The organism is Micromonospora sp. AP08 (genome assembly GCF_008085935.1).
GTDB classification, from domain to species: Bacteria; Actinomycetota; Actinomycetes; order Mycobacteriales; family Micromonosporaceae; genus Micromonospora; species Micromonospora chersina.
The window spans coordinates 579,935-597,819 of sequence record NZ_VSEZ01000001.1 but is presented as its reverse complement, the minus strand read 5'-3'; the positions used below and the strand labels follow the sequence as shown (position 1 = coordinate 597,819).

Sequence of the window (17,885 nt, the reverse complement as noted above, 5' to 3'; positions counted from 1 at the left end):
GAACCATGCGCAGAATCCTGATCGTCGGGGCCGGACAGTCCGGGCTCCAGCTCGCCCTCAGCCTGCAGTCGGAGGGATACGACGTCACCGTGATGTCCGCCCGGACGCCCGACGAGATCCGCCGGGGCTGGGTGATGAGCACGCAGGCCATGTTCGGCACCGCGCTCGCCACCGAACGCCGGTACGGGCTGGACCTGTGGAAGGACCGGGCGCCCCGGATCGAGGGGCTGCACGTCTCGCTCTCCGCGCCGCCCGGCGAGCGGGCGCTGCGCATCGCGTGCCCGCTGGACGAGCCGGCGCAGAGCACCGACCAGCGGGTCAAGATGGCCGACTGGCTGGAGCTGTTCGAGGTGCGCGGCGGGACGGTGCTCTACCAGACGGTCACCACCAGCGACCTGGACGGCCTGGCCCGGCTCGGCCGCTACGACCTGACCGTGGTGGCCGCCGGCAAGGGCGACCTGGTCGGCGTCTTCGACCGCGACCCGGCCCGCTCCGTGTACGAGGCGCCGCAGCGCGGGCTGGCCGTGGCGTACGTGCACGGGATGACCCCGGACCCGCTGCTGCCCGTGCCGCACGTCAGCTTCAACGCGGTGCCCGGGCTCGGCGAGCTGTTCGTCATCCCGGCCCTGACCCACTCCGGTCCCTGCGAGATCCTGTTCTGGGAGGCGGTGCCCGGCGGACCGCTGGACCTGTGGACCGAGCGGCGCGACCCGGCCGAGCACCTGAAGCTCACCCTCGACCTGGCCCGCCGCTACACCCCGTGGATCTACGAGCGGTGCGTCGACGTGGAGCTGACCGACGGGCGGGCCACCCTGTCGGGGCGGTACACCCCGACGGTGCGCCGACCGGTGGCGGAGCTGCCCTCGGGCGGGCTCGTGCTGGGCATGGCGGACGTGGTGGTGGCCAACGACCCGATCACCGGCCAGGGCAGCAACACCGCGGCGAAGTGCGCGTCGGCGTACCTGGAGTCGATCCTGGAGCACGGCGACCGGCCGTTCGACCGGGACTGGATGACCGGGACCTTCGAGCGGTTCTGGGCGGCGACCGGCGAGGCCGTCACCGGCTGGACGAACGCCATGCTGCAACCGCTGCCGCCGCACGTGCAGCAACTGCTCGGCGCGGCCGCCGGCAATCCGGTGGTGGCCCGTCGGTTCGCCAACGGGTTCAGCGACCCGAACGACTTCCGCGACTGGTTCCTCACCCCGGAGGCCGCGGAGCGCTACCTGGCCTCGGTCGCCGGCTGACGACCGCCGCCGGCAAAGATCGGCACCGGCTCGGCGAGGTGGCGGTTTCCCCGGGGCCCGAATACCGCCACCTCCCGCGAGCTGGTGTCGATCTCGGGCGCCCGGCCCGCCGCGACGGGGGCGGTCAGAGGAGACCGGTCAGGTCCGCGAGGATGTCGGCGGCCGGGGCGGACCGGGCGCCGCGCCAGCCGGTGCCGGCCCACAGGTGCAGGCGGTCGGCGTCCCCGGCCCCGGCGGCGGCGACGCGCAGCGGCCGGGTCAGGTGGTGCAGCGCGGGATAGCCCAGCGGGGCGGCCGCCTCGTGCCGGTCGATGAAGTCGTTGCGGAGCCCGCGTGCCGGGCGGCCCGTGAAGGCGCGGGTGACCACCGTCCGGTCCCGTGCCGGGTCGGCCAGCGCGTCCCGGTGGGTCCGGCCGGTGCCGCTCTCGTCCGCCCGCAGCAGAAGCGTGCCGACCAGCACGCCGGCGGCGCCGGCGGCGAGCGCGGCCCGCACGTCGGGAGCGCCGCCGACGCCGCCCGCGCCCAGCACGGGCAGGCCGGTGCCGGTGACCAGCGCGACCAGTTCGGGCAGCGGGCGGAACGGCGGCGGGGTGTCCGGGGTGAACGTGCCCAGGTGCCCGCCGGCGGCCCCGCTCTGCGCGACCAGCCCGTCCACCCCGAGGTCGGCCGCGGCCGCCGCCTCGGCCGGGTCCGTGACGGTGACCAGCACCCGGCTGCCGGCCCGCCGCAGGTCCCGGACCACCGCCGCCGGGGGCAGGCCGAACGTGAAGCTGACCACCGGCACCGGGTCGGCGAGCAGCAGGTCGAGCTTCGCCGCCCAGTGGTCGTCGTCCTCGGTGCGGGCGGCGGCCGCCAGGTCCAGGCCGTAGGGCGTGCCCTCGGCGGCGATCCGGGTGGCGTAGCGCCGGAACTCCGCCTCCGCCACCGGCACCGGGGTGGGCACGAAGACGTTCACCCCGAAGGGCCGGCCGATGCTGCGCAGATCGGCGACCTCCGCCGCCACCGCCTCCGGCGTCTTGTAGCCGGCGGCCAGGAACGCGAACGCCCCGGCCGCGCCGACCGCCGCCGCCAGCCCGGTGGTGGTCGGCCCGCCGGCCATCGGCGCCGCCACCACCGGCACGTCCACCCCGAGCAGTTCCCGGATCCCGTCCACGGCACCAGTCTGCCCGTCCGCCGCCGGTCCCGCCCCCGCGCCCCGCGCCCTCGCCCGCGAGATCCGCACCGGCCGGCGAGCCGCGGCGCTCCCGTCAGGCGCGCCGGTGACGGGAGACGCCGCAGCCGGGGACCGTCAGGACGGCAGGCGGTCGCGCAGCCAGGCCGGCTCCGGGTTCACCACGGCCTCGTCGCGCAGCACCACGGTCGGGACCGTCTCGTCGCCCCCGGTGACCGCCCGGACCGCCGCCGCCCCGTCCGGGTCGCGCCAGATGTTCACCCAGTGCGCCCGGCCGGCCCGGCGGCCCAGGCGGAGTCGCAGGCGCAGGCAGTAGCGGCAGCCGGGCCGCCAGTAGACCACCGGCCGGCCGTCGCGCGCGCTGCGCTCCCGCGCCTCGGCGGCGGGCAGCGACCGCGGGAACGCCAGCGGCGAGAAGAGCACCGCCACCACCACGAAGACCACGAACTCGACGGCCCCCACCGCCGGGGTGGCCGCGCTGCGCGCGGCGAGCACCCCGACCATCACCATCAGACCGGCCATCCACCAATTGCGCAGCACGTCGCGGGATGCTACCCGCCGGCGTCAGGCCGTCGCGTCGGCCAGCAGTTCGAGCAGGTGGCGGTACGGCTGCCCGGTGGCCCGGGCCATGCCGATCTCGCAGGTGCGGTTGACCGAGGCGTACCCGTCGAAGGAGCGGGCGGTGACGGCGGCGGCCTCGGCGCGGGTGGCGGACGCGGTCAGCTCGGGATGCAGCAGCCCCCGGTCGCCCGCGAAGCCGCAGCACTGCCAGCCGTCGGGCACCACCACCTCGTCGGCGACGGCGCGGGCCACGGCGAGCAGGGCGTCGTCCAGCCCGAGCCGGGTGGACGAGCAGGTCGGGTGCAGCGCCAGGGAGCCGAGCCGGCGGCGCACGGTGAGCCGGGGCATCAGCTCGGTGGCCGCGTACGCGACGGCGTCCACCACGCGCAGGTCGCCGGCCCCGGCGAGCAGCTTCGCGTAGCCCTCGGTGCAGGAGGCGGCGTCGCTGACCAGCGGCAGCACGCCGTCGCGGCTGGCCGCGCGCAGCGCCGGCGGCACCCGGTCGCGCACCGCCTCGTAGCCGGACGTGAGGCCCTTCGAGGACCAGGGCGTGCCGCAGCACATGCTTCCGATGCCCTCGGGCACGAGCAGGCGTACGCCGGCCCGCTCGGCGAGGGTGAGCAGGGCGGCGGCCACGCCGGAGCCGCCCTCGGCGGGCGCGAACAGGGTGCCGAGGCAGGACGGGACGAAGACCGCGTCCGGCTCGTCGGCCGGGCGGGGGCGGCGCGGCCGGCCGCCCCTTGGCAGGTCACGCCGCCACTGCGGGACCCGGTCGGCGCCGAGGACCGCGCGGGCGGCCCGGGTGGCGGCCTCGGGCAGCGCGGGCGGCAGCGCGCCGGCCAGGTCGAGCCCGCGGGCCATGCCCCGAGTGGTGGTGCCCCAGCCGCGGGCCGCGCCCCGCCAGCCGGCCTGCGCCACCCCGCCGGTGCGGTCGGCGCGCAGCCGCCGCACCAGGTCGCCGGTGTTGATCAGGACCGGGCAGGCGGTGGCGCACATGCCGTCCACGGCGCACGTGTCGACCGCGTCGTAGTCGTACGCCGCCGCCAGCTCACGCGCCAGGGCCGGGTCGCCGGCGGCGTGGGCCGCGGCGATCTCCCGGCGCAGCACGATCCGCTGCCGGGGCGTCGTGGTCAGGTCGCGGCTGGGGCAGACCGGCTCGCAGTAGCCGCACTCGACGCAGCGGTCCACCTCCTCCTCCACGGTCGGCACGGTCTTCAGGTGCCGCAGGTGGATCTCCGGGTCGTCGCTGAGCAGCACGCCCGGGTTGAGCACCCCGTCCGGGTCGCAGAGCGTCTTGACCTCGCGCATCACCGCGTACAGCTCGTCGCCGAACTGGCGGCGCACGTACGGGGCCATGACCCGGCCGGTGCCGTGCTCGGCCTTGAGCGTGCCGCCGTGGCCGAGGACCAGGTCGACCATCTCCTCGGTGAAGTCGGCGTAGCGCGCCGGGGCCGCGCCGCCGGCGAACCGCTCGTTGAGCATGAAGTGCAGGTTGCCGTCCTTGGCGTGGCCGAAGATGACGCTCTCCTCATACCGGTGCCGGTCGAAGAGCTCGGCGAGCGCGGCGCAGGTGCCGGCGAGGGCCTCGACCGGGACGGCGATGTCCTCCAGCAGGGCGGTGGTGCCGGACGGGCGGGCGCCGGCCACCGCCGCGTACAGGCCCTTCCGGATGTGCCAGAGCGCGGCGCGGGCGGCGGCCTCGCCGCTGAGCCGGGCCGGCGTGGTCAGCGGCAGGCCGGCCAGGACCAGCCGGGCGGCGGCGACCCGCTCAGCGAGGGCATCCGGGTCGGACTCCTGCCACTCGACCAGCAGCGCCGCGTGGTCGCGGACCGCCAGGCCGCGCAGCGCGGCGTCCGCCCGCGGGTCCCGCTGCGCCACCCGCAGGGCGGCCGCGTCGAGCAGCTCGATCGCCGCCGGCCCGGCGGCCACCAGCGCCGGCATGGCGGCCATCGCCGCGCCCAGGGCGTCGAAGACCAGCAGGCCGGTCGCGGCGTGCCGGTGCACGGGTACGGTGCGGAACGTCGCCGCCGCGACGAAGGCGAGCGTGCCCTCGCTGCCCACCACCAGCCGGGTGAGCAGGTCGGCGGGCTCGTCGTGGTCGAGGAAGGCGTTCACCCCGTACCCCATGGTGTTCTTCATGGCGTACTGGGCGCGGACCCGGCGCACCGAGTCGGGGTTGCCGCGGACCCGGTCGCGCAGCCGCAGCAGCCCGGCGTGCAGCTCCGGCTCGGCGGCGCGCAGCCGGGCGTCGGCGTCCGGGGCGCCGGTGTCGAGCACGGTGCCGCTGGGCAGCACCAGCACCAGCGACTCCAGGGTGCGGTAGGTGTTGAACTCGGTGCCGCAGGTCATCCCGCTGGAGTTGTTGGCGACCACCCCGCCCACCGTGCAGGCGGACTCGCTGGCCGGGTCCGGGCCGAGCTTGCGGCCGTACGGGGCGAGCCGGGCGTTGACCTGCCGCAGCACCACCCCGGGCTGCACCCGCACCCGCCGGCCGTCGTCGAGGACGTCGAGGTCACGGAAGTGCCGCCGGGTGTCGACCAGCAGCCGGTCGGTGACCGCCTGGCCACTGAGACTGGTGCCGCCGGAGCGAAAGGTCAGCGGGGTGCCGGTGCGGCGGCTGTGCCGCAGCAGGGCGGCGACCTGGTCGGCGTCGGCCGGCGTGACCACGGCGCTCGGGTGCAGCAGGTAGTGCGACGCGTCGTGGGCCAGCCGGAGCCGGTCCGCGGCCCGGGTGGCGACCCCGCCGGGCACCACCGCCTCCAGTCCGTCCCGCGCGTCGCCGCTCAGCTCGACCATGATCGCCGCACCTCCCGCGGCCCACCCTAGTCACGAGCGGACGGCGCGCCGTCGGCCCCTTGCCTCGGCATCGACCCGGGTGGATACTCGCCGCTACAGCGTTCGTCGAGGTCGAGCCCCGAACCGACCTGGCGATCCGGCATGGACGCCGACGCAACCGGCGGCCTTCACCGTCCGAGGAGAAGACCGTGAGAATCCGCCGAAGCCGACTCACCCCCCTGCTCGCCGCGACCGTCGGCCTGGTGGCCGCCGGCGCCTTCGCCGTTCCCGGCGCCGCCTCCGCCGCGCCGAGCTTCACCGCCGACCAGCTGGCCCGCGCCGACGCCGCCGTCGCGGCCTCCGGCGTGCAGGGCATCGCCTGGCGCGTGGACGCCGGTTCCGGCCGCGTCGTGGTGACCGCCGACGACACCGTCTCCGCCGCCGAGGTGGCCGCGGTCAAGAAGAGCGCCGGCACCGCGGCGGGCGCCATCCGGGTCGACCGGGCCCGGGGCACCTTCCGCCCGCTGCTGTCGGCCGGCAACGCCATCTACGGCGGCGGCTACCGCTGCTCGCTCGGGTTCAACGTGGTGAAGTCCGGGGTCTACTACTTCCTCACGGCCGGGCACTGCGGCAACGTCGCCAAGACCTGGTACACCGACTCGGGCCTCAGGACCCTGATCGGCCCGACCATCAGCTCCAGCTTCCCGGGCAACGACTACGCCCTGGTCCGCTACGACAACGCCTCGCTCAGCCACCCGGGCGGCTACACCGCCGCGAACGCCGTGGTGGGTGAGTCGGTGAAGCGGACCGGCTCGACCACCGGCACCCACAGCGGCACGGTGACCGCCTTGAACGTGACCGTCCGCTACCAGGGCGGCGGCACGGTGCGGGGCATGATCCAGACCACCGTCTGCGCCGAGCCGGGCGACTCGGGCGGCCCGCTCTACGACGGCACCAAGGCGCTGGGCATCACCTCGGGCGGCAGCGGTGACTGCCGCACCGGCGGCACCACCTTCTACCAGCCGGTCACCGAGGCGGCGAGCGCGTACGGCGTGACCGTCTACTGAGCACGACGCGGCCGGCAGTCGCCGGCCGCACCGGCGACACCAGAGGACCCGCACCGGCTCGGCCGGTGCGAGTCCTCGCTCGTTCCGGCGGGCACCGGCGGCACACGCCCGTACTGGTGGCGCGGTATTCGCGATTTCAAACTCCGCCGTTGTCACGATTTCGGGGTGTGAAAATCACGCGCCGATCATGACTCATCACACTTTGCCCACCCCTCCGCCGTCCGCAGGATTGACCTCACCCGATCAGCCGGTGGAGGCAGACGACATGGACGAACGGTACGACTCGTACTGCGTGGTCGATCCGCTGTTCTACGACTCGCTCGCCAGCTCCGACGTCGAGGCCCCCGGCTACGCGGCGGACCGCCCACCGGCGCCCGGCTGGGAGCGCGAGGTCAAGGACGACTGGCTGGTCCACGGTCCGGTCGCCGGCTCGCTCCCCTCCCAGGGCTGGAAGATCCACGTGTCGGCCCGGCTGGACAACGCCGAGCGGGTGCTGGCCCGGGTGATGGACTACTGCGAGCCCCGCGGCATCCCGTTCAAGCATCTGCGCGGTCCGCGGATGCTGCTCATGCGCAACAGCAAGTACGCCCGCCGGGCCGCCAGCGGCAAGTTCGTCACCGTCTACCCCCGAGACGACGCGGAGCTGGAGCTGACCGCCAAGGAACTGGCCGCGCTGCTCGACGGCGAGCCCGGGCCGTACATCCTGAGCGACCTGCGGTACGGCGACGGCCCGGTGTACCTGCGCTACGGCGGTTTCGCCGCCCGGTACTGCATCTCGCCGGAGGGCCAGGTGGTGCCGGCCATCGAGGACGCCACCGGCACCCTGGTGCCCGACCGGCGCGACCCGGTCTTCCACGTGCCCGACTGGGTCACCCTGCCCGACTTCCTCGCCCCGCACCTGGCCGCCCGGAACGCCGCGACCACCACCGACCTGCCCTACCGGATCGAGAAGGTCATCCACTTCTCCAACGGCGGCGGTCTCTACGAGGCGCGGGACACCCGCACCGGGGACCGGGTGGTGCTGAAGGAGGCCCGCCCGCACGCCGGGCTGGACGCCACCGGCGCGGACGCGGTGACCCGGCTGCGCCGGGAGGCCGAGACGCTGCGCCGGCTCGCCGGAGTGCCGCACCTGGTACGGGTGCACGACGAGTTCAGCTTCGGCGGGCACGAGTTCCTGGCGCTGACGTTCGTCGAGGGCCGCCCCCTGAACAGGCTGGTGGTGGAGCGCTACCCGCTGGTCCACCTCGACGCCGACCGGGAGGCGTACACCCGGTGGGCCCTCGACCTGCACCGGCAGGTCGCCGAGGCGGTGGACGCCATCCACGCCCACGGCGTGGTCTACGGCGACCTGCACATGTTCAACATCATGGTGGGCGACGACGGGAACGTCACGCTCGTCGACTTCGAGGTCGCGACACCCGCCGCGGCGGCCGCCCGCCCGGCACTGCGCAACCAGGCCTTCGCCGCGCCCCGCGACCGGACCGGCTTCGATGTGGACCGGTACGCCCTGGCCTGCCTGCGGCTGGCCCTCTTCCTGCCGCTGACCGCGATGCTCCGGCTGGCGCCGGAGAAGGCGGCCCACCTGGCCGAGGTCGTGGCGGGGCACTTCCCCGTCCCCCGCGAGCTGCTCGACGAGTCGGTCGCCGTGATCCTCGGCGGGGCCGCGACCGGGACCGGCCACCCGGTCGGGCCGCGGACCGACCCGGAGGACTGGCCGGCATTGCGGGACCGGCTCGCCGCCGCGATCGGCGCGAGCGCCACCCCGCACCGCGACGACCGGCTCTTCCCCGGCGACATCCGGCAGTTCGCCGGCGCCGACGGCGCGCTGAACCTGGCCCACGGCGCGGCCGGGGTGCTCTGGGCGCTGCACACCAGCGGCGCCGGCACCGACCCCGGGCACGAGCGCTGGCTGATCGACCGGGTGCGGGAACCCGCGTCGGGCAGCCGGCTCGGCTTCTACGACGGGCTGCACGGCGTCGCGTACGTGCTGGACCTGCTCGGGCACCGCGGCGAGGCGCTGCGGCTGCTGGACCGCTGCCTCGACGAGCCGTGGACCGAACTGGGCGACGACCTCATGAGCGGCCTGTCCGGCATCGCGCTCAACCTGGCCCACTTCGCCGGGCGCACCGGCGACCGGCGGTACGCCGACGCCGCCCGGCGAGCGGTCGACGTGGTCGTCGGCCGGCTCGGCGACGTGGAATCGGTCGCCGAGGTCAGCGGTGGCCGCCACCCGTACGCGGGACTGCTCCGGGGTGGCGCCGGCACCGCGCTGATGCTGCTGCGGATGTACGAGCTGGACCACGACGAGAGCCTCCTCGACCACGCCGAGACCGCGCTGCGGCAGGACCTGCGCCGGTGCGTCCGGCGCGACGCCGGCCACCTGGAGGTCAACGAGGGCTGGCGGACCATGCCCTACCTCGCCGAGGGCAGCGTGGGCATCGGCCTGGTGCTCGACCAGTACCTGCGCCACCGCGGCGGCGAGGACCTCCGCGGCGCGGCCGAGGACATCCGCCGCTGCGCCGACTTCCCGTTCTACGCCCAGTCCGGGCTGTTCGCCGGCCGCGCCGGGATCGTGACGTACCTGGCCGGACGAGGTGAGCCGGAACCGGCCCGCCGGCAGGCTCGGCTGCTGAGCTGGCACGCCCTGCCCTACCGGGATGGGATCGCCTTCCCCGGCGAGCAGCTGCTGCGGCTGTCCATGGACCTGGCCACCGGCACCGCCGGCGTGCTGAGCGCCCTCGCGGCGACCCGGCCGGCGAGCCCCGGCCGGCTGCCCTTCCTCACGCCACTGCCCGGCCCGGCACCCGCCCGGCCCACCCCACCGGCCGGCGACTGACCGGCCCCACCAACTCCCCGGGGGTCACCCCGGGGCGGTCCGACCCGACGCGCACCGAAGGAGGTGACACGACATGGCCCTGCTCGACCTCCAGGGGATGGAGCTGCCGGCCGCCGAGCGTACCGGCGGGGGCAGCCAGGCGAGCCTGCTGCTCTGCGGCGACAGCTCGCTGAGCCTCACCACCTGCAAGTGATCCGGCCGTCCATCCACGACGGCCACGACCGACACACCCGTCACGACAGAAGGAGAAGGATCATGGCTCTGCTCGACCTCCAGGCGATGGAACTGCCGACCACCGAGAACCACGGCGGGGGCAGCCAGGCGAGCCTGCTGCTCTGCGGCGACAGCTCGCTGAGCGTCACCACCTGCAACTGACGGACAGTTCGCCTGGCCCCGGGCCGGCTCACGCCGGTCCGGGGCCGCGCCCGTGGAGGTGCCATGACCCCGGCCGACCGGCTCCTGTGGCGCGCCGTCGGGTCCGCCGGCTGGTGGACCCCGGTGCTGCTCGTGGCCACCGTGGCCGGGGCGGCGGCCGAGCTGGCCCTGCCCGCGGCGCTGGGCCGCGCGGTCGACGCCGCCGTCGGCGCCACCGGCGGGGAGTCCGCCGGCCGCTGGCTCGCCGCGGTGGGCGGGCTGGTCGTCCTGCTGGTCGGCGCGGGCGTGGTGCGGGACTACGGCACCGGCGCGGCGAGCGCCCGTTCCGTCGCCGGCCTGCGCCACACGCTGATCCGCCACATCCTCGCGCTCGATCCCCGCACGGCGGCCCGCCACCCGGTGGGTGACCTGGTCGGTCGCCTCGTGGGCCAGGTGGCCGACGCCGGGCAGGCCGCACCGACCCTCGTGCTGGCCGGCACCGTCCTGCTGCCGCCGGTGGGCAGCCTGGTGGCCCTCACCATGATCGATCCGTGGCTCGGCGCGACCTTCGTCGTGGGGCTGGTGCTGCTGGGCGTGCTGCTGCGCGGGTTCGTCGCCGACGCGTCCGCCGCGGTCGCCGGCTACCAGCGGGCCCAGGGGCACCTCGCCGGGCTGATGGTGGAGGCGCTGGCCGGCGCGCGGACCATCGCCGCCGCCGGCACCGCCGGGCGGGAGGTCGACCGTGTCCTGACCCCGGTCCCCGAGCTGCGGCGGCACGGCACGCGGACGTGGACCGTGCTGGCCGGGGCGGCGACCCGGGGCGCCGTGCTCAGCCCGATGCTGCAACTGGCCGTGGTCACCGTGGGCGGGCTCTCCCTGGCCGCCGGGCGGCTGACACCGGGAGACCTGCTGGCCGCCCTCCAGTACGCCGCGCTCGGCGCCGGCCTCGGCACCGTGGTCAGCGCCCTCAACAAGGCCGTCCGGGTACGCGCCGGCTGCCGTCGCGCGGCCGAGGTGCTCACCGAACCGGCCCGCCGGTACGGCGACCGGACCCTGCCGCCCGGCCCCGGCTGCCTGGAACTGCGCGGGGTCAGCGTGCGGGCCGACGACGGCCGGCCGCTGCTCGACGGGGTGGACCTGCGGGTGCCGGGGGGCGCCCTGCTCGCCGTCGTCGGCCCGTCCGGCGCCGGCAAGTCGCTGCTCGCCGCCGTCGCCGGCCGGCTGCGCGACCCGGACGCCGGGGAGGTGCGGCTGGACGGGACGCCGCTGCCGGACCTGTCGGCGGCGGCGCTGCACGCGGCGGTCGGCTACGGGTTCGAACGGCCCGTGCTGGTCGGCGAGACGGTGGGTGCCGCGGTCGGGTGCGGCGCCGACCCGGTGCCGGTGGCCCGGGCCGCGGCCATCCACGACTTCGTCGAGCGGCTGCCCGACCGGTACGGCACGCCGCTGGCCGAGGTCGCCATGTCGGGCGGGGAACGCCAGCGGCTCGGCCTGGCCCGCGCGCTTCGGGCCGAGCGGCTGCTCGTCCTCGACGACGCCACGTCCAGCCTGGACACGGTGACCGAGTACCGGGTGAACCGGGCGCTGACCGACCGGGCGGACCGGCGTACCCGGGTGGTGGTGAGCCACCGCGTCGGCACGGCCGCCCGGGCGGACCTGGTGGCCTGGGTGGCGGCCGGACGGATCCGCGCGGTCGGTCCGCACGCGGCGCTCTGGGACAACCCGGCCTACCGGGCGGTGTTCCGCTCGTGACCACGGTCGGTGCGGTGACCCGGGCCGCGCTGCGGGCACGGCGGGGCGCGCTCGTGCGGCTGGCCGCGTGGTCGGCGGCCGAGGCGCTGCCCGCGGCGCTCACCGGGCTGCTGACCGCGCGGGCCGTGGACGCCGGCTTCCTGGCCGGGCGCCCGGCGGTCGGGCTGCTCTGGTTGGGGCTGCTGGCCGCCGCCGTGCTGGTCGGCGCCGTGGGCACCAACCGGGCGTACGCGTGCCTCGGCGACCTGGTCGAGCCGTTCCGCGACGACCTGCTGCGCCGGGTGGTGGCCGGCGCGCTGGCGGGCGCGACGGGCGGCCGGGTCGACGACGCGGCGGTGGGCCGCCTGACCCACCAGGTGGAGATCGTCCGGGACACCTGGGCCGGCCTCCTGACGGTGGTCCGCGGCTTCCTGTTCGCCGCGTGCGCCGCGATCGTCGGGCTGTTCTCCCTCGCGGCCCCGGTCGCCCTGCTGGTCACCGTGCCGGTGCTGGCCGGTCTCGGCCTGTTCGCGGCCGCCGTGCCCGCGATGATCGCCCGCCAGCGGGAGTACGTGCTCGCCGACGAACGCCTCACCCGGATCGCGGTCACCGCGATCGCCGGCCACCGTGACGTGTCGGTGAGCGGCGCGCGGGAGCAGGTCACGCGCTGGGTGGGCCGGCACGTCGACGCCCAGGCGCGGGTGGAGCGGCGGCTCGCCGCCATGGCGGTCACCCGTGGCCTGAGCCTGGCCGTCGGTGGCTGGCTGCCGGTGCCGGTGGTCGTGCTCGCCACCCCGTGGCTGGTCCGGCAGGGCCTCGGGCCGGGCGCGGTCCTGGGCGCCCTGGTCTACGTCGTCCGGGGGGTGCAACCCGCCCTGCACACCCTCGTTCAGGGCGTCGCCGCCGGGGGGCTGCGGTTCACCGTGTCCCTGGACCGGCTCCTGCGGACGGCCGTCCCGGCGCCCGGCGAGGCCGCGCCGGCCGGCGGGGCGCGGCCCGCGCCGCCGCGCCCGCGGGCGCTGTCCGTGCGGGGCGTGACGTTCCGGTACGGGCCGCACGCGGACCCGGTGCTCGACGGCTTCGACCTCGACGTGCCCGACGGCGACCACCTCGTGGTGGTGGGCGCCAGCGGGATCGGCAAGTCCACCCTGGCCGCGGTGATCGCAGGGGTGCTGCGTCCGCAGGCCGGCACGGTCGAGGTGGGCGGGACCCCGGTGGCCGGCGCGACGGCCGCCGAGCTGGCGCGGCGGCGGGTGCTGATCCCACAGGAGGCGTACGTCTTCACCGGAAGCGTCCGGGACAACCTCCGCTACCTGCGGCCCGACCTGGCGGACCCGGAGATCGTCCGGGCAGCGGCCCGGCTGGGCCTGTCCGAGCTGGTGGACCGGCTCGGCGGGCTGGACGCGACGCTGCGCCCGGCCGGCCTGTCCGCCGGGGAGCGACAGCAGGTGGCCCTGCTGCGCGCCTGGCTCTCCCCCGCGCCCCTGGTGATCCTCGACGAGGCCACCTGCCACCTCGACCCGGCCACCGAGGCACGGCTGGAGACCGCGTTCGCCGAGCGGCCCGGCACGCTCGTGGTGATCGCACACCGGGTCAGTTCGGCGCTGCGCGCCCGCCGGGTGCTGCTGCTCGACGGCGGGCACGCGCTGCTCGACAGTCACCCGGGGCTGCTGGCCCGGTCGGCCGCGTACCGGGAGCTGGTGGGTTACTGGGAGGCCGGGGCGGAGCCGGTCAGATCCAGCCCGACTCCCGGGCGATCCGCACCGCTTCCAACCGGGTCCGCGCGCCGGTCTTCGCCATGATCCGGGAGAGGTGGTTGCGTACCGTCCCGGCCGACACCGCCAGCTTCTCGGCGATGTCCCGGACCGGATGCCCCTCGGCCGCCACGTCGAGCACCTCCCGCTCGCGGGGCGTCAGCGGGCTGTCGGCGACCTCCAGCGCCGCGACCACCAGCTCCGGATCGAGCACCACCTGACCGCGGGCGAGCAGCCGCACGCCCTCGGCGATCCGCTGCGGGGGCACCTCCCGGCTGAGGAAGCCGACCCGTCGCCCGTGCTCGGCGAGCACCGGACGGACCCGGGCGGCGCGGCGCCGTTCCACCAGGACCAGCAGCCGCCCGCCGCCGTCGGGGTCGCCCCCGGCGGCGATCCGGGCGAGCTGGTGCAGGGGTACGAGGTCGGCGTCGACGACGGCGACGTCCGGCCGGTCGTCCCGCAGCGCCTCACGCAGGGCGTGCATCGTGGCTGCCTCGCCGACGACGTCGATGTCGCCCTCGGCGTCGAGAAGATGGGCGAGGGCCCCCCGAACCAGTCGACCCTTGAGCGCGAGCAGCGTGCGGACCATGGCGACTCCCGGACATGACCCCCCGATCCTGACCTGACGTGTGCGTCCGATGACGCACCGTCAGGAACTTAATCGAAGGTGACCGTTGTGCAACACCCCTGTCATCCGCGTGTCGTCAGATCCAGCACGCGTCCCTGGCCCGCTCGACCGCCTCCCAGCGGTTCCGCGCGCCGGTCTTGCGCAACAGGCTGGACACGTGGTTGCGCACGGTGCCCGGCGCGAGGTGGAGCCGCTTCGCGATCTCCGCCGTCCGCAGCCCCTCCGCCGCCGCCGCGGCCACCTCGCGCTCCCGGTCGCTGAGCGGGTTCACCGCGGCGTCGAGCGCGGCGAGCGCCGTCAACGGGTCGATCATGCGCTGCCCGCGGGCCACCGCCCGCAGCAGGTCCACCAGTTCCTCCGGCGGCACGTCCGTGGCGACCACCCCGCGGACCCGGGCGCCGAGGGCTCGCCGCAGCGCCCGGGCGGTGCGGCGGGCGGTCAGCACGACGACGGCACACCCGTCGGCGGCCGGTCCGGTGACCACGGCGGGGTCGTCCACCGCGTCGAGGTCCACCAGCAGCAGGTCGGGACGGCAGGCGGCGAGCAGCGCCGGCACGCTCCCGGCCGGCTCCGTGTCGCCGACCACCGCGAAGTCCGGCGTGGCGGCGAGCACCGCGACCACGGCCGTCCGCAGCAGGCCCGGCTCCGCGACCACCGCCACCCGCACCGGCGCGGAGACCGTGCCGTCCCGTACGTCGCCCACCTGGACCACTGTGCCCGAAGGGCCGGCGGATAGTCGAGTTCGCTCGGCGATGTCCCGCATCGGACGGTCCCGGCGGGACATGCCGGCGTCGGGTTCCGTCGGTCAGCCCTGCCGCAGCGCCGGCATCGGCACCGGCACGGCGAGCGCGGTCGCCCCGGCGCCCGCGCCGCCCTCGCACGTGTTCGGCGGCACGGTGCCGATGCCCCGGGTGGCGGGCCGTTCCGCCGCCCAGAACATGAAGCCCAGCATGCCGGCCGTGCCGCCCGCGCCGTGCGGGGCGACGCTCTGCACGTACGGGGCCGCGGCCTTCTGCACCGAGGTGGCGTAGTCGACGCACTCGGGCAGCGGCTTGCCGCCGTAGGCGAGGTAGACCGCGCCGGTGAACTTGGCCGGGGCGAGCGGCGGGACCGGCGGGCTGTACTGCGCCTTGCCGTCGACGTGCTCCTGCCAGTTCGCCTGGGCGGTGCTGGCGGAGACGGGCCGGGCGGTGACCATGGCGTTGGCGTAGTCGAGGACCGGGGTGTCGGTGCGCAACCAGTCGGCGGTGGCCTTGCGGTTGAGGTCGATCAGCCAGCGGTCGCCGGCGGCCACGTCGATGGTGAGCCGGGCCGGCGCGCGGGCGCCGGTGGCGTCGTAGGGGTGGACGGCCCGGTAGGCGTCGATGAAGGACTGGAGGCCGGCCAGGTTCGGGCCGGTGTTCTGCTCGTAGTCGATCTCGATGCCGACGCCGAGCCGGGTGGCCACGGCGGCGGCCCGCTGCCCGAGCAGGGTGGGGTTCTCGGCGAGCGCGGTGTCCCAGTCGTCGGTGTAGGTGATGCCGCCGATGGAGAGCATGACCCGGACGCCGCGGGCGGTGAAGTACTGCACGATCTCGCCGGTCATGCCGCGCGGCACCCCGTCGAGGGTGGTGGCGTCGGTGGTCTGGCGCAGCAGGTCGAGCGGGTTGACGAAGCTCAGCACCACGAGGTTGACCGACGGGCGGCCGTCGCCGCGGTCGACCAGCCAGTGGTTCTGGCTGTCGAACTGGGCGACCGTGCGGACCGTGCCCCAGGTGCAGAAGTCGTCGCCGCAGTGCCAGGCCCCGTAGACCTGGACCGGGGTGGCCGCCAGCGGTGCAGGCGCGGACGGGGGCGCCGCGACGGCCGGGCCGGTGGTGGCGAGGACGAGCAGGAGTGTGGCCAGGAGTACCGAGCGTCGCATGGGGACCTCCCCGACTGTTCAGTACGCCTTGTTTACAGAAGACGACGACCTGCGTCAATGCGTCCCGGCGATCCCCTCCAGCACCCGTCGCTGGAAGGCGCGGGCCTCGGGTCCGGTCGGCGGCGGGCCGCCCCGACGGGCCGCGATCGACCGGCGGATCAGCCCGCCGTCCGGGTCGTCGGCCGCGAGACGCCGACCCGCGTCCACCTTGCCCAGCCAGACGCCGTCGCGGCTGCGGACCAGGGCGCGGCAGGCGCCGAGCACCGCGTCCTCGGCGCCGGGGGCGGGGGCGTCGCCGGGCGGGGTGGGCAGCGCCAGCCACCAGCGCAGCGCCTCGACCAGCAGCCGCCGCAGCTCCTCCGGCCCGGGGTCGGCGAACACCTCGGCGGCGGGCGGGCCGAGCAGGGCCAGCCCCGACTGGCGCAGGATGCTGCGGTCGAGCGCGTACCAGAACCGGCCGTCGGCGGCGGGCCGGTCCGCCGGGTCCCAGGTGGCCCGGAACGGCATGGTGGCGCCCGTGTTCAGCTCGACCTCGAAGCCCGGCTCGGGCGTGCCGGAGCCGGCCACGTCCCGCCGGTAGACCACCAGTTCCAGGCCGCGCGCCGGGCAGGGCAACGCCTCGTGCCGCAGCCGGTCCACCAGCGCCCGCTTCACCGGCCCGGCGACCGGCCGGACGACCACCAGGGCCACGTCGACGTCGCTGCGCCCCGGCTGGTACGCGCCCAGCCCCACCGAGCCGGCCGCGTACGCGCCGACGAGGTCGTCGCCCAGCACCGCCCGGGCCCGCCCGACCAGCTCGTCGAGGTAGCGGCGCACGTCGGAGTCCATGCCCGCATCCTGCCCCGTCCGGTTCGGGGCGGCGCGGGCCGGGGTCACTCCGCCGGGTCGGGGCAGCAGACGGTCAGCGCGCCGGGAACCGTCCTCACCTTCAGCTTCTTCGCGGTGCCGCGCGCGCCCCCGTCCAGCTCGTACGTCTTCGGCTCGGCGAAGCGGACGGTCACCTTCCGGCCCCGGGTGATCCGGACGAACGGCGACTCCTCGGAGCGGCCGGCGGCCATCCGGCCCAGCGTGCGGGCCCAGTCCACGGCGCCGCTCGCGGTGGAGACACCGATCTCCAGCGCGCCGTCGTCGGGGCGGGCGTCGTCGAAGGCGGGGATGCCGCCGGTGATCGTGCCGACGTTGCCGAAGAGCACGCAGCTCGCCTCGCCGTCGAACCAGTCGGCGCCGTCGACCCTGATCCGGGTCCGTACGCACTCGCCGCGGACGTGCCGCAGCCCGGTCCAGACGTACGCGATCCGGCCGAGCCTGCCCTTGAGCTTGCGGTCGGCGTCGCGGATCAGGTCGCCGTCGAACCCGGCGCCGGCCATCACGGCGAAGTGCTCCCCGTTGAGCCGGCCCAGGTCCAGCTCGCGCCGCCGGCCGTGCAGGGCGATCCGGACCGCCTCGGGCAGGTCGGCGGGGATGCCGAGGTTGGTGGCGAAGAGGTTGGCGGTGCCCGCGGGCAGGATCCCCATCGGCACGTCCGATCCGGCGAGGGTGTCGGCGCAGCGCTGCACCATGCCGTCGCCACCCCAGACCAGGACCAGCTCGGCGCCCTTGTCGAGCGCCTTGCGCACCTTCTTCGGCGCCTTGCGGCTCTTCGGCACCTCGTACCAGAGGAGCCGGCCGACCCCGGCGGCGACCAGGTTGGCGCGCAGCTCGTCGAGGCCGCCGCCGAAGGTCTTCTTCCGGTGGGCGACCACCGCGACCACGCCGGCCGGCGGCGCGGCAGCCTCGGTGGCGGGACGGTCGACCGTGCTCGTGCTCATGACCCCCGGTGGTACCCCACCGCCGGATTTTCCACGCCTGTCGGATCCCGACG

15 protein-coding genes are annotated in these 17,885 nt (G+C 76.1%); 7 read left to right on the top strand and 8 right to left on the bottom strand.

Going from position 1 to position 17,885, the window contains the following annotated elements:
- Nucleotides 1–5 precede the first annotated feature (5 nt).
- A complete protein-coding gene (locus FXF50_RS02680) occupies nucleotides 6–1,244 on the top strand; it encodes a styrene monooxygenase/indole monooxygenase family protein (protein ID WP_148425566.1) in 1,239 nt (412 codons plus the stop codon).
- 124 nt (nucleotides 1,245–1,368) lie between these two features.
- Here FXF50_RS02680 and FXF50_RS02675 read toward each other — a convergent pair whose 3' ends face one another.
- The 3 genes from FXF50_RS02675 to FXF50_RS02665 all read right to left on the bottom strand — a co-directional run bounded on the left by FXF50_RS02675 (nucleotide 1,369) and on the right by FXF50_RS02665 (nucleotide 5,772).
- Nucleotides 1,369–2,397: a nitronate monooxygenase gene (locus FXF50_RS02675; protein WP_255509848.1), complete on the bottom strand. Its 1,029-nt coding sequence runs from the start codon at nucleotides 2,395–2,397 to the stop codon at nucleotides 1,369–1,371.
- Between the two features lie 135 nt (nucleotides 2,398–2,532).
- On the bottom strand, nucleotides 2,533–2,955 hold the full coding sequence (locus FXF50_RS02670; RefSeq protein WP_255509847.1) for a glutaredoxin domain-containing protein: 423 nt from the start codon (nucleotides 2,953–2,955) through the stop codon (nucleotides 2,533–2,535).
- A gap of 24 nt (nucleotides 2,956–2,979) precedes the next feature.
- A complete protein-coding gene (locus FXF50_RS02665; RefSeq protein WP_148425565.1) occupies nucleotides 2,980–5,772 on the bottom strand; it encodes an FAD-binding and (Fe-S)-binding domain-containing protein in 2,793 nt (930 codons plus the stop codon).
- A gap of 188 nt (nucleotides 5,773–5,960) precedes the next feature.
- On the opposite strand from FXF50_RS02665, the gene FXF50_RS02660 reads away from it, so the two are divergent.
- The 6 genes from FXF50_RS02660 (at nucleotide 5,961) to FXF50_RS02635 (ending at nucleotide 13,541) form a co-directional block, all read left to right on the top strand.
- Nucleotides 5,961–6,818 (top strand): S1 family peptidase, encoded by an 858-nt coding sequence (locus FXF50_RS02660; RefSeq protein ID WP_148425564.1) that lies wholly within the window; start codon nucleotides 5,961–5,963, stop codon nucleotides 6,816–6,818.
- Nucleotides 6,819–7,083: 265 nt separating this feature from the next.
- Complete coding sequence (lanKC, locus tag FXF50_RS02655) at nucleotides 7,084–9,654, top strand: class III lanthionine synthetase LanKC (RefSeq protein ID WP_148425563.1); 2,571 nt, start codon at nucleotides 7,084–7,086, stop codon at nucleotides 9,652–9,654.
- 73 nt (nucleotides 9,655–9,727) lie between these two features.
- Complete coding sequence (locus FXF50_RS02650; protein ID WP_091258467.1) at nucleotides 9,728–9,847, top strand: SapB/AmfS family lanthipeptide; 120 nt, start codon at nucleotides 9,728–9,730, stop codon at nucleotides 9,845–9,847.
- Between the two features lie 62 nt (nucleotides 9,848–9,909).
- Nucleotides 9,910–10,029, top strand: coding sequence for a SapB/AmfS family lanthipeptide (locus FXF50_RS02645; protein ID WP_091258469.1), 120 nt, complete (start codon nucleotides 9,910–9,912; stop codon nucleotides 10,027–10,029).
- A 63-nt stretch (nucleotides 10,030–10,092) separates the two neighbouring features.
- On the top strand, nucleotides 10,093–11,760 hold the full coding sequence (locus FXF50_RS02640) for an ABC transporter ATP-binding protein (RefSeq protein ID WP_148425562.1): 1,668 nt from the start codon (nucleotides 10,093–10,095) through the stop codon (nucleotides 11,758–11,760).
- The gene (locus FXF50_RS02635; protein ID WP_148425561.1) at nucleotides 11,757–13,541 is read left to right on the top strand and encodes an ABC transporter ATP-binding protein; all 1,785 of its coding nucleotides are present in this window, start codon (nucleotides 11,757–11,759) and stop codon (nucleotides 13,539–13,541) included. The genes FXF50_RS02640 and FXF50_RS02635 overlap by 4 nt, the downstream gene beginning before the upstream one ends.
- Here FXF50_RS02635 and FXF50_RS02630 read toward each other — a convergent pair.
- From FXF50_RS02630 to FXF50_RS02610, 5 genes are all read right to left on the bottom strand, one after another.
- Complete coding sequence (locus tag FXF50_RS02630; RefSeq protein ID WP_148425560.1) at nucleotides 13,471–14,082, bottom strand: response regulator transcription factor; 612 nt, start codon at nucleotides 14,080–14,082, stop codon at nucleotides 13,471–13,473. The genes FXF50_RS02635 and FXF50_RS02630 overlap by 71 nt on opposite strands.
- A 115-nt stretch (nucleotides 14,083–14,197) precedes the next feature.
- Nucleotides 14,198–14,824 (bottom strand): response regulator transcription factor, encoded by a 627-nt coding sequence (locus FXF50_RS02625; protein ID WP_148425559.1) that lies wholly within the window; start codon nucleotides 14,822–14,824, stop codon nucleotides 14,198–14,200.
- 102 nt (nucleotides 14,825–14,926) lie between these two features.
- Complete coding sequence (locus FXF50_RS02620) at nucleotides 14,927–16,024, bottom strand: hypothetical protein (protein ID WP_255509845.1); 1,098 nt, start codon at nucleotides 16,022–16,024, stop codon at nucleotides 14,927–14,929.
- A 54-nt stretch (nucleotides 16,025–16,078) separates the two neighbouring features.
- Nucleotides 16,079–16,852 carry a nucleotidyltransferase domain-containing protein gene (locus FXF50_RS02615; protein ID WP_148425558.1) on the bottom strand — a complete coding sequence of 258 codons (774 nt, stop codon included), beginning with the start codon at nucleotides 16,850–16,852 and terminating at the stop codon, nucleotides 16,079–16,081.
- A gap of 44 nt (nucleotides 16,853–16,896) precedes the next feature.
- Nucleotides 16,897–17,832, bottom strand: coding sequence for a diacylglycerol kinase family protein (locus FXF50_RS02610; protein ID WP_148425557.1), 936 nt, complete (start codon nucleotides 17,830–17,832; stop codon nucleotides 16,897–16,899).
- Nucleotides 17,833–17,885 lie beyond the last annotated feature (53 nt).

What these genes read in the sequence shown, in the direction of transcription:
- FXF50_RS02645 (WP_091258469.1), top strand. Translation starts at nt 9,910, where the DNA reads ATGGCTCTGCTCGACCTCCAGGCGATGGAACTGCCGACCACCGAGAAC.
- FXF50_RS02680 (WP_148425566.1), top strand. Translation starts at nt 6, where the DNA reads ATGCGCAGAATCCTGATCGTCGGGGCCGGACAGTCCGGGCTCCAGCTC.
- FXF50_RS02615 (WP_148425558.1), bottom strand. Translation starts at nt 16,852, where the DNA reads ATGGACTCCGACGTGCGCCGCTACCTCGACGAGCTGGTCGGGCGGGCC.
- FXF50_RS02610 (WP_148425557.1), bottom strand. Translation starts at nt 17,832, where the DNA reads ATGAGCACGAGCACGGTCGACCGTCCCGCCACCGAGGCTGCCGCGCCG.
- FXF50_RS02650 (WP_091258467.1), top strand. Translation starts at nt 9,728, where the DNA reads ATGGCCCTGCTCGACCTCCAGGGGATGGAGCTGCCGGCCGCCGAGCGT.
- FXF50_RS02665 (WP_148425565.1), bottom strand. Translation starts at nt 5,772, where the DNA reads ATGGTCGAGCTGAGCGGCGACGCGCGGGACGGACTGGAGGCGGTGGTG.
- FXF50_RS02640 (WP_148425562.1), top strand. Translation starts at nt 10,093, where the DNA reads ATGACCCCGGCCGACCGGCTCCTGTGGCGCGCCGTCGGGTCCGCCGGC.
- lanKC (WP_148425563.1), top strand. Translation starts at nt 7,084, where the DNA reads ATGGACGAACGGTACGACTCGTACTGCGTGGTCGATCCGCTGTTCTAC.
- FXF50_RS02630 (WP_148425560.1), bottom strand. Translation starts at nt 14,082, where the DNA reads ATGGTCCGCACGCTGCTCGCGCTCAAGGGTCGACTGGTTCGGGGGGCC.
- FXF50_RS02620 (WP_255509845.1), bottom strand. Translation starts at nt 16,024, where the DNA reads ATGCGACGCTCGGTACTCCTGGCCACACTCCTGCTCGTCCTCGCCACC.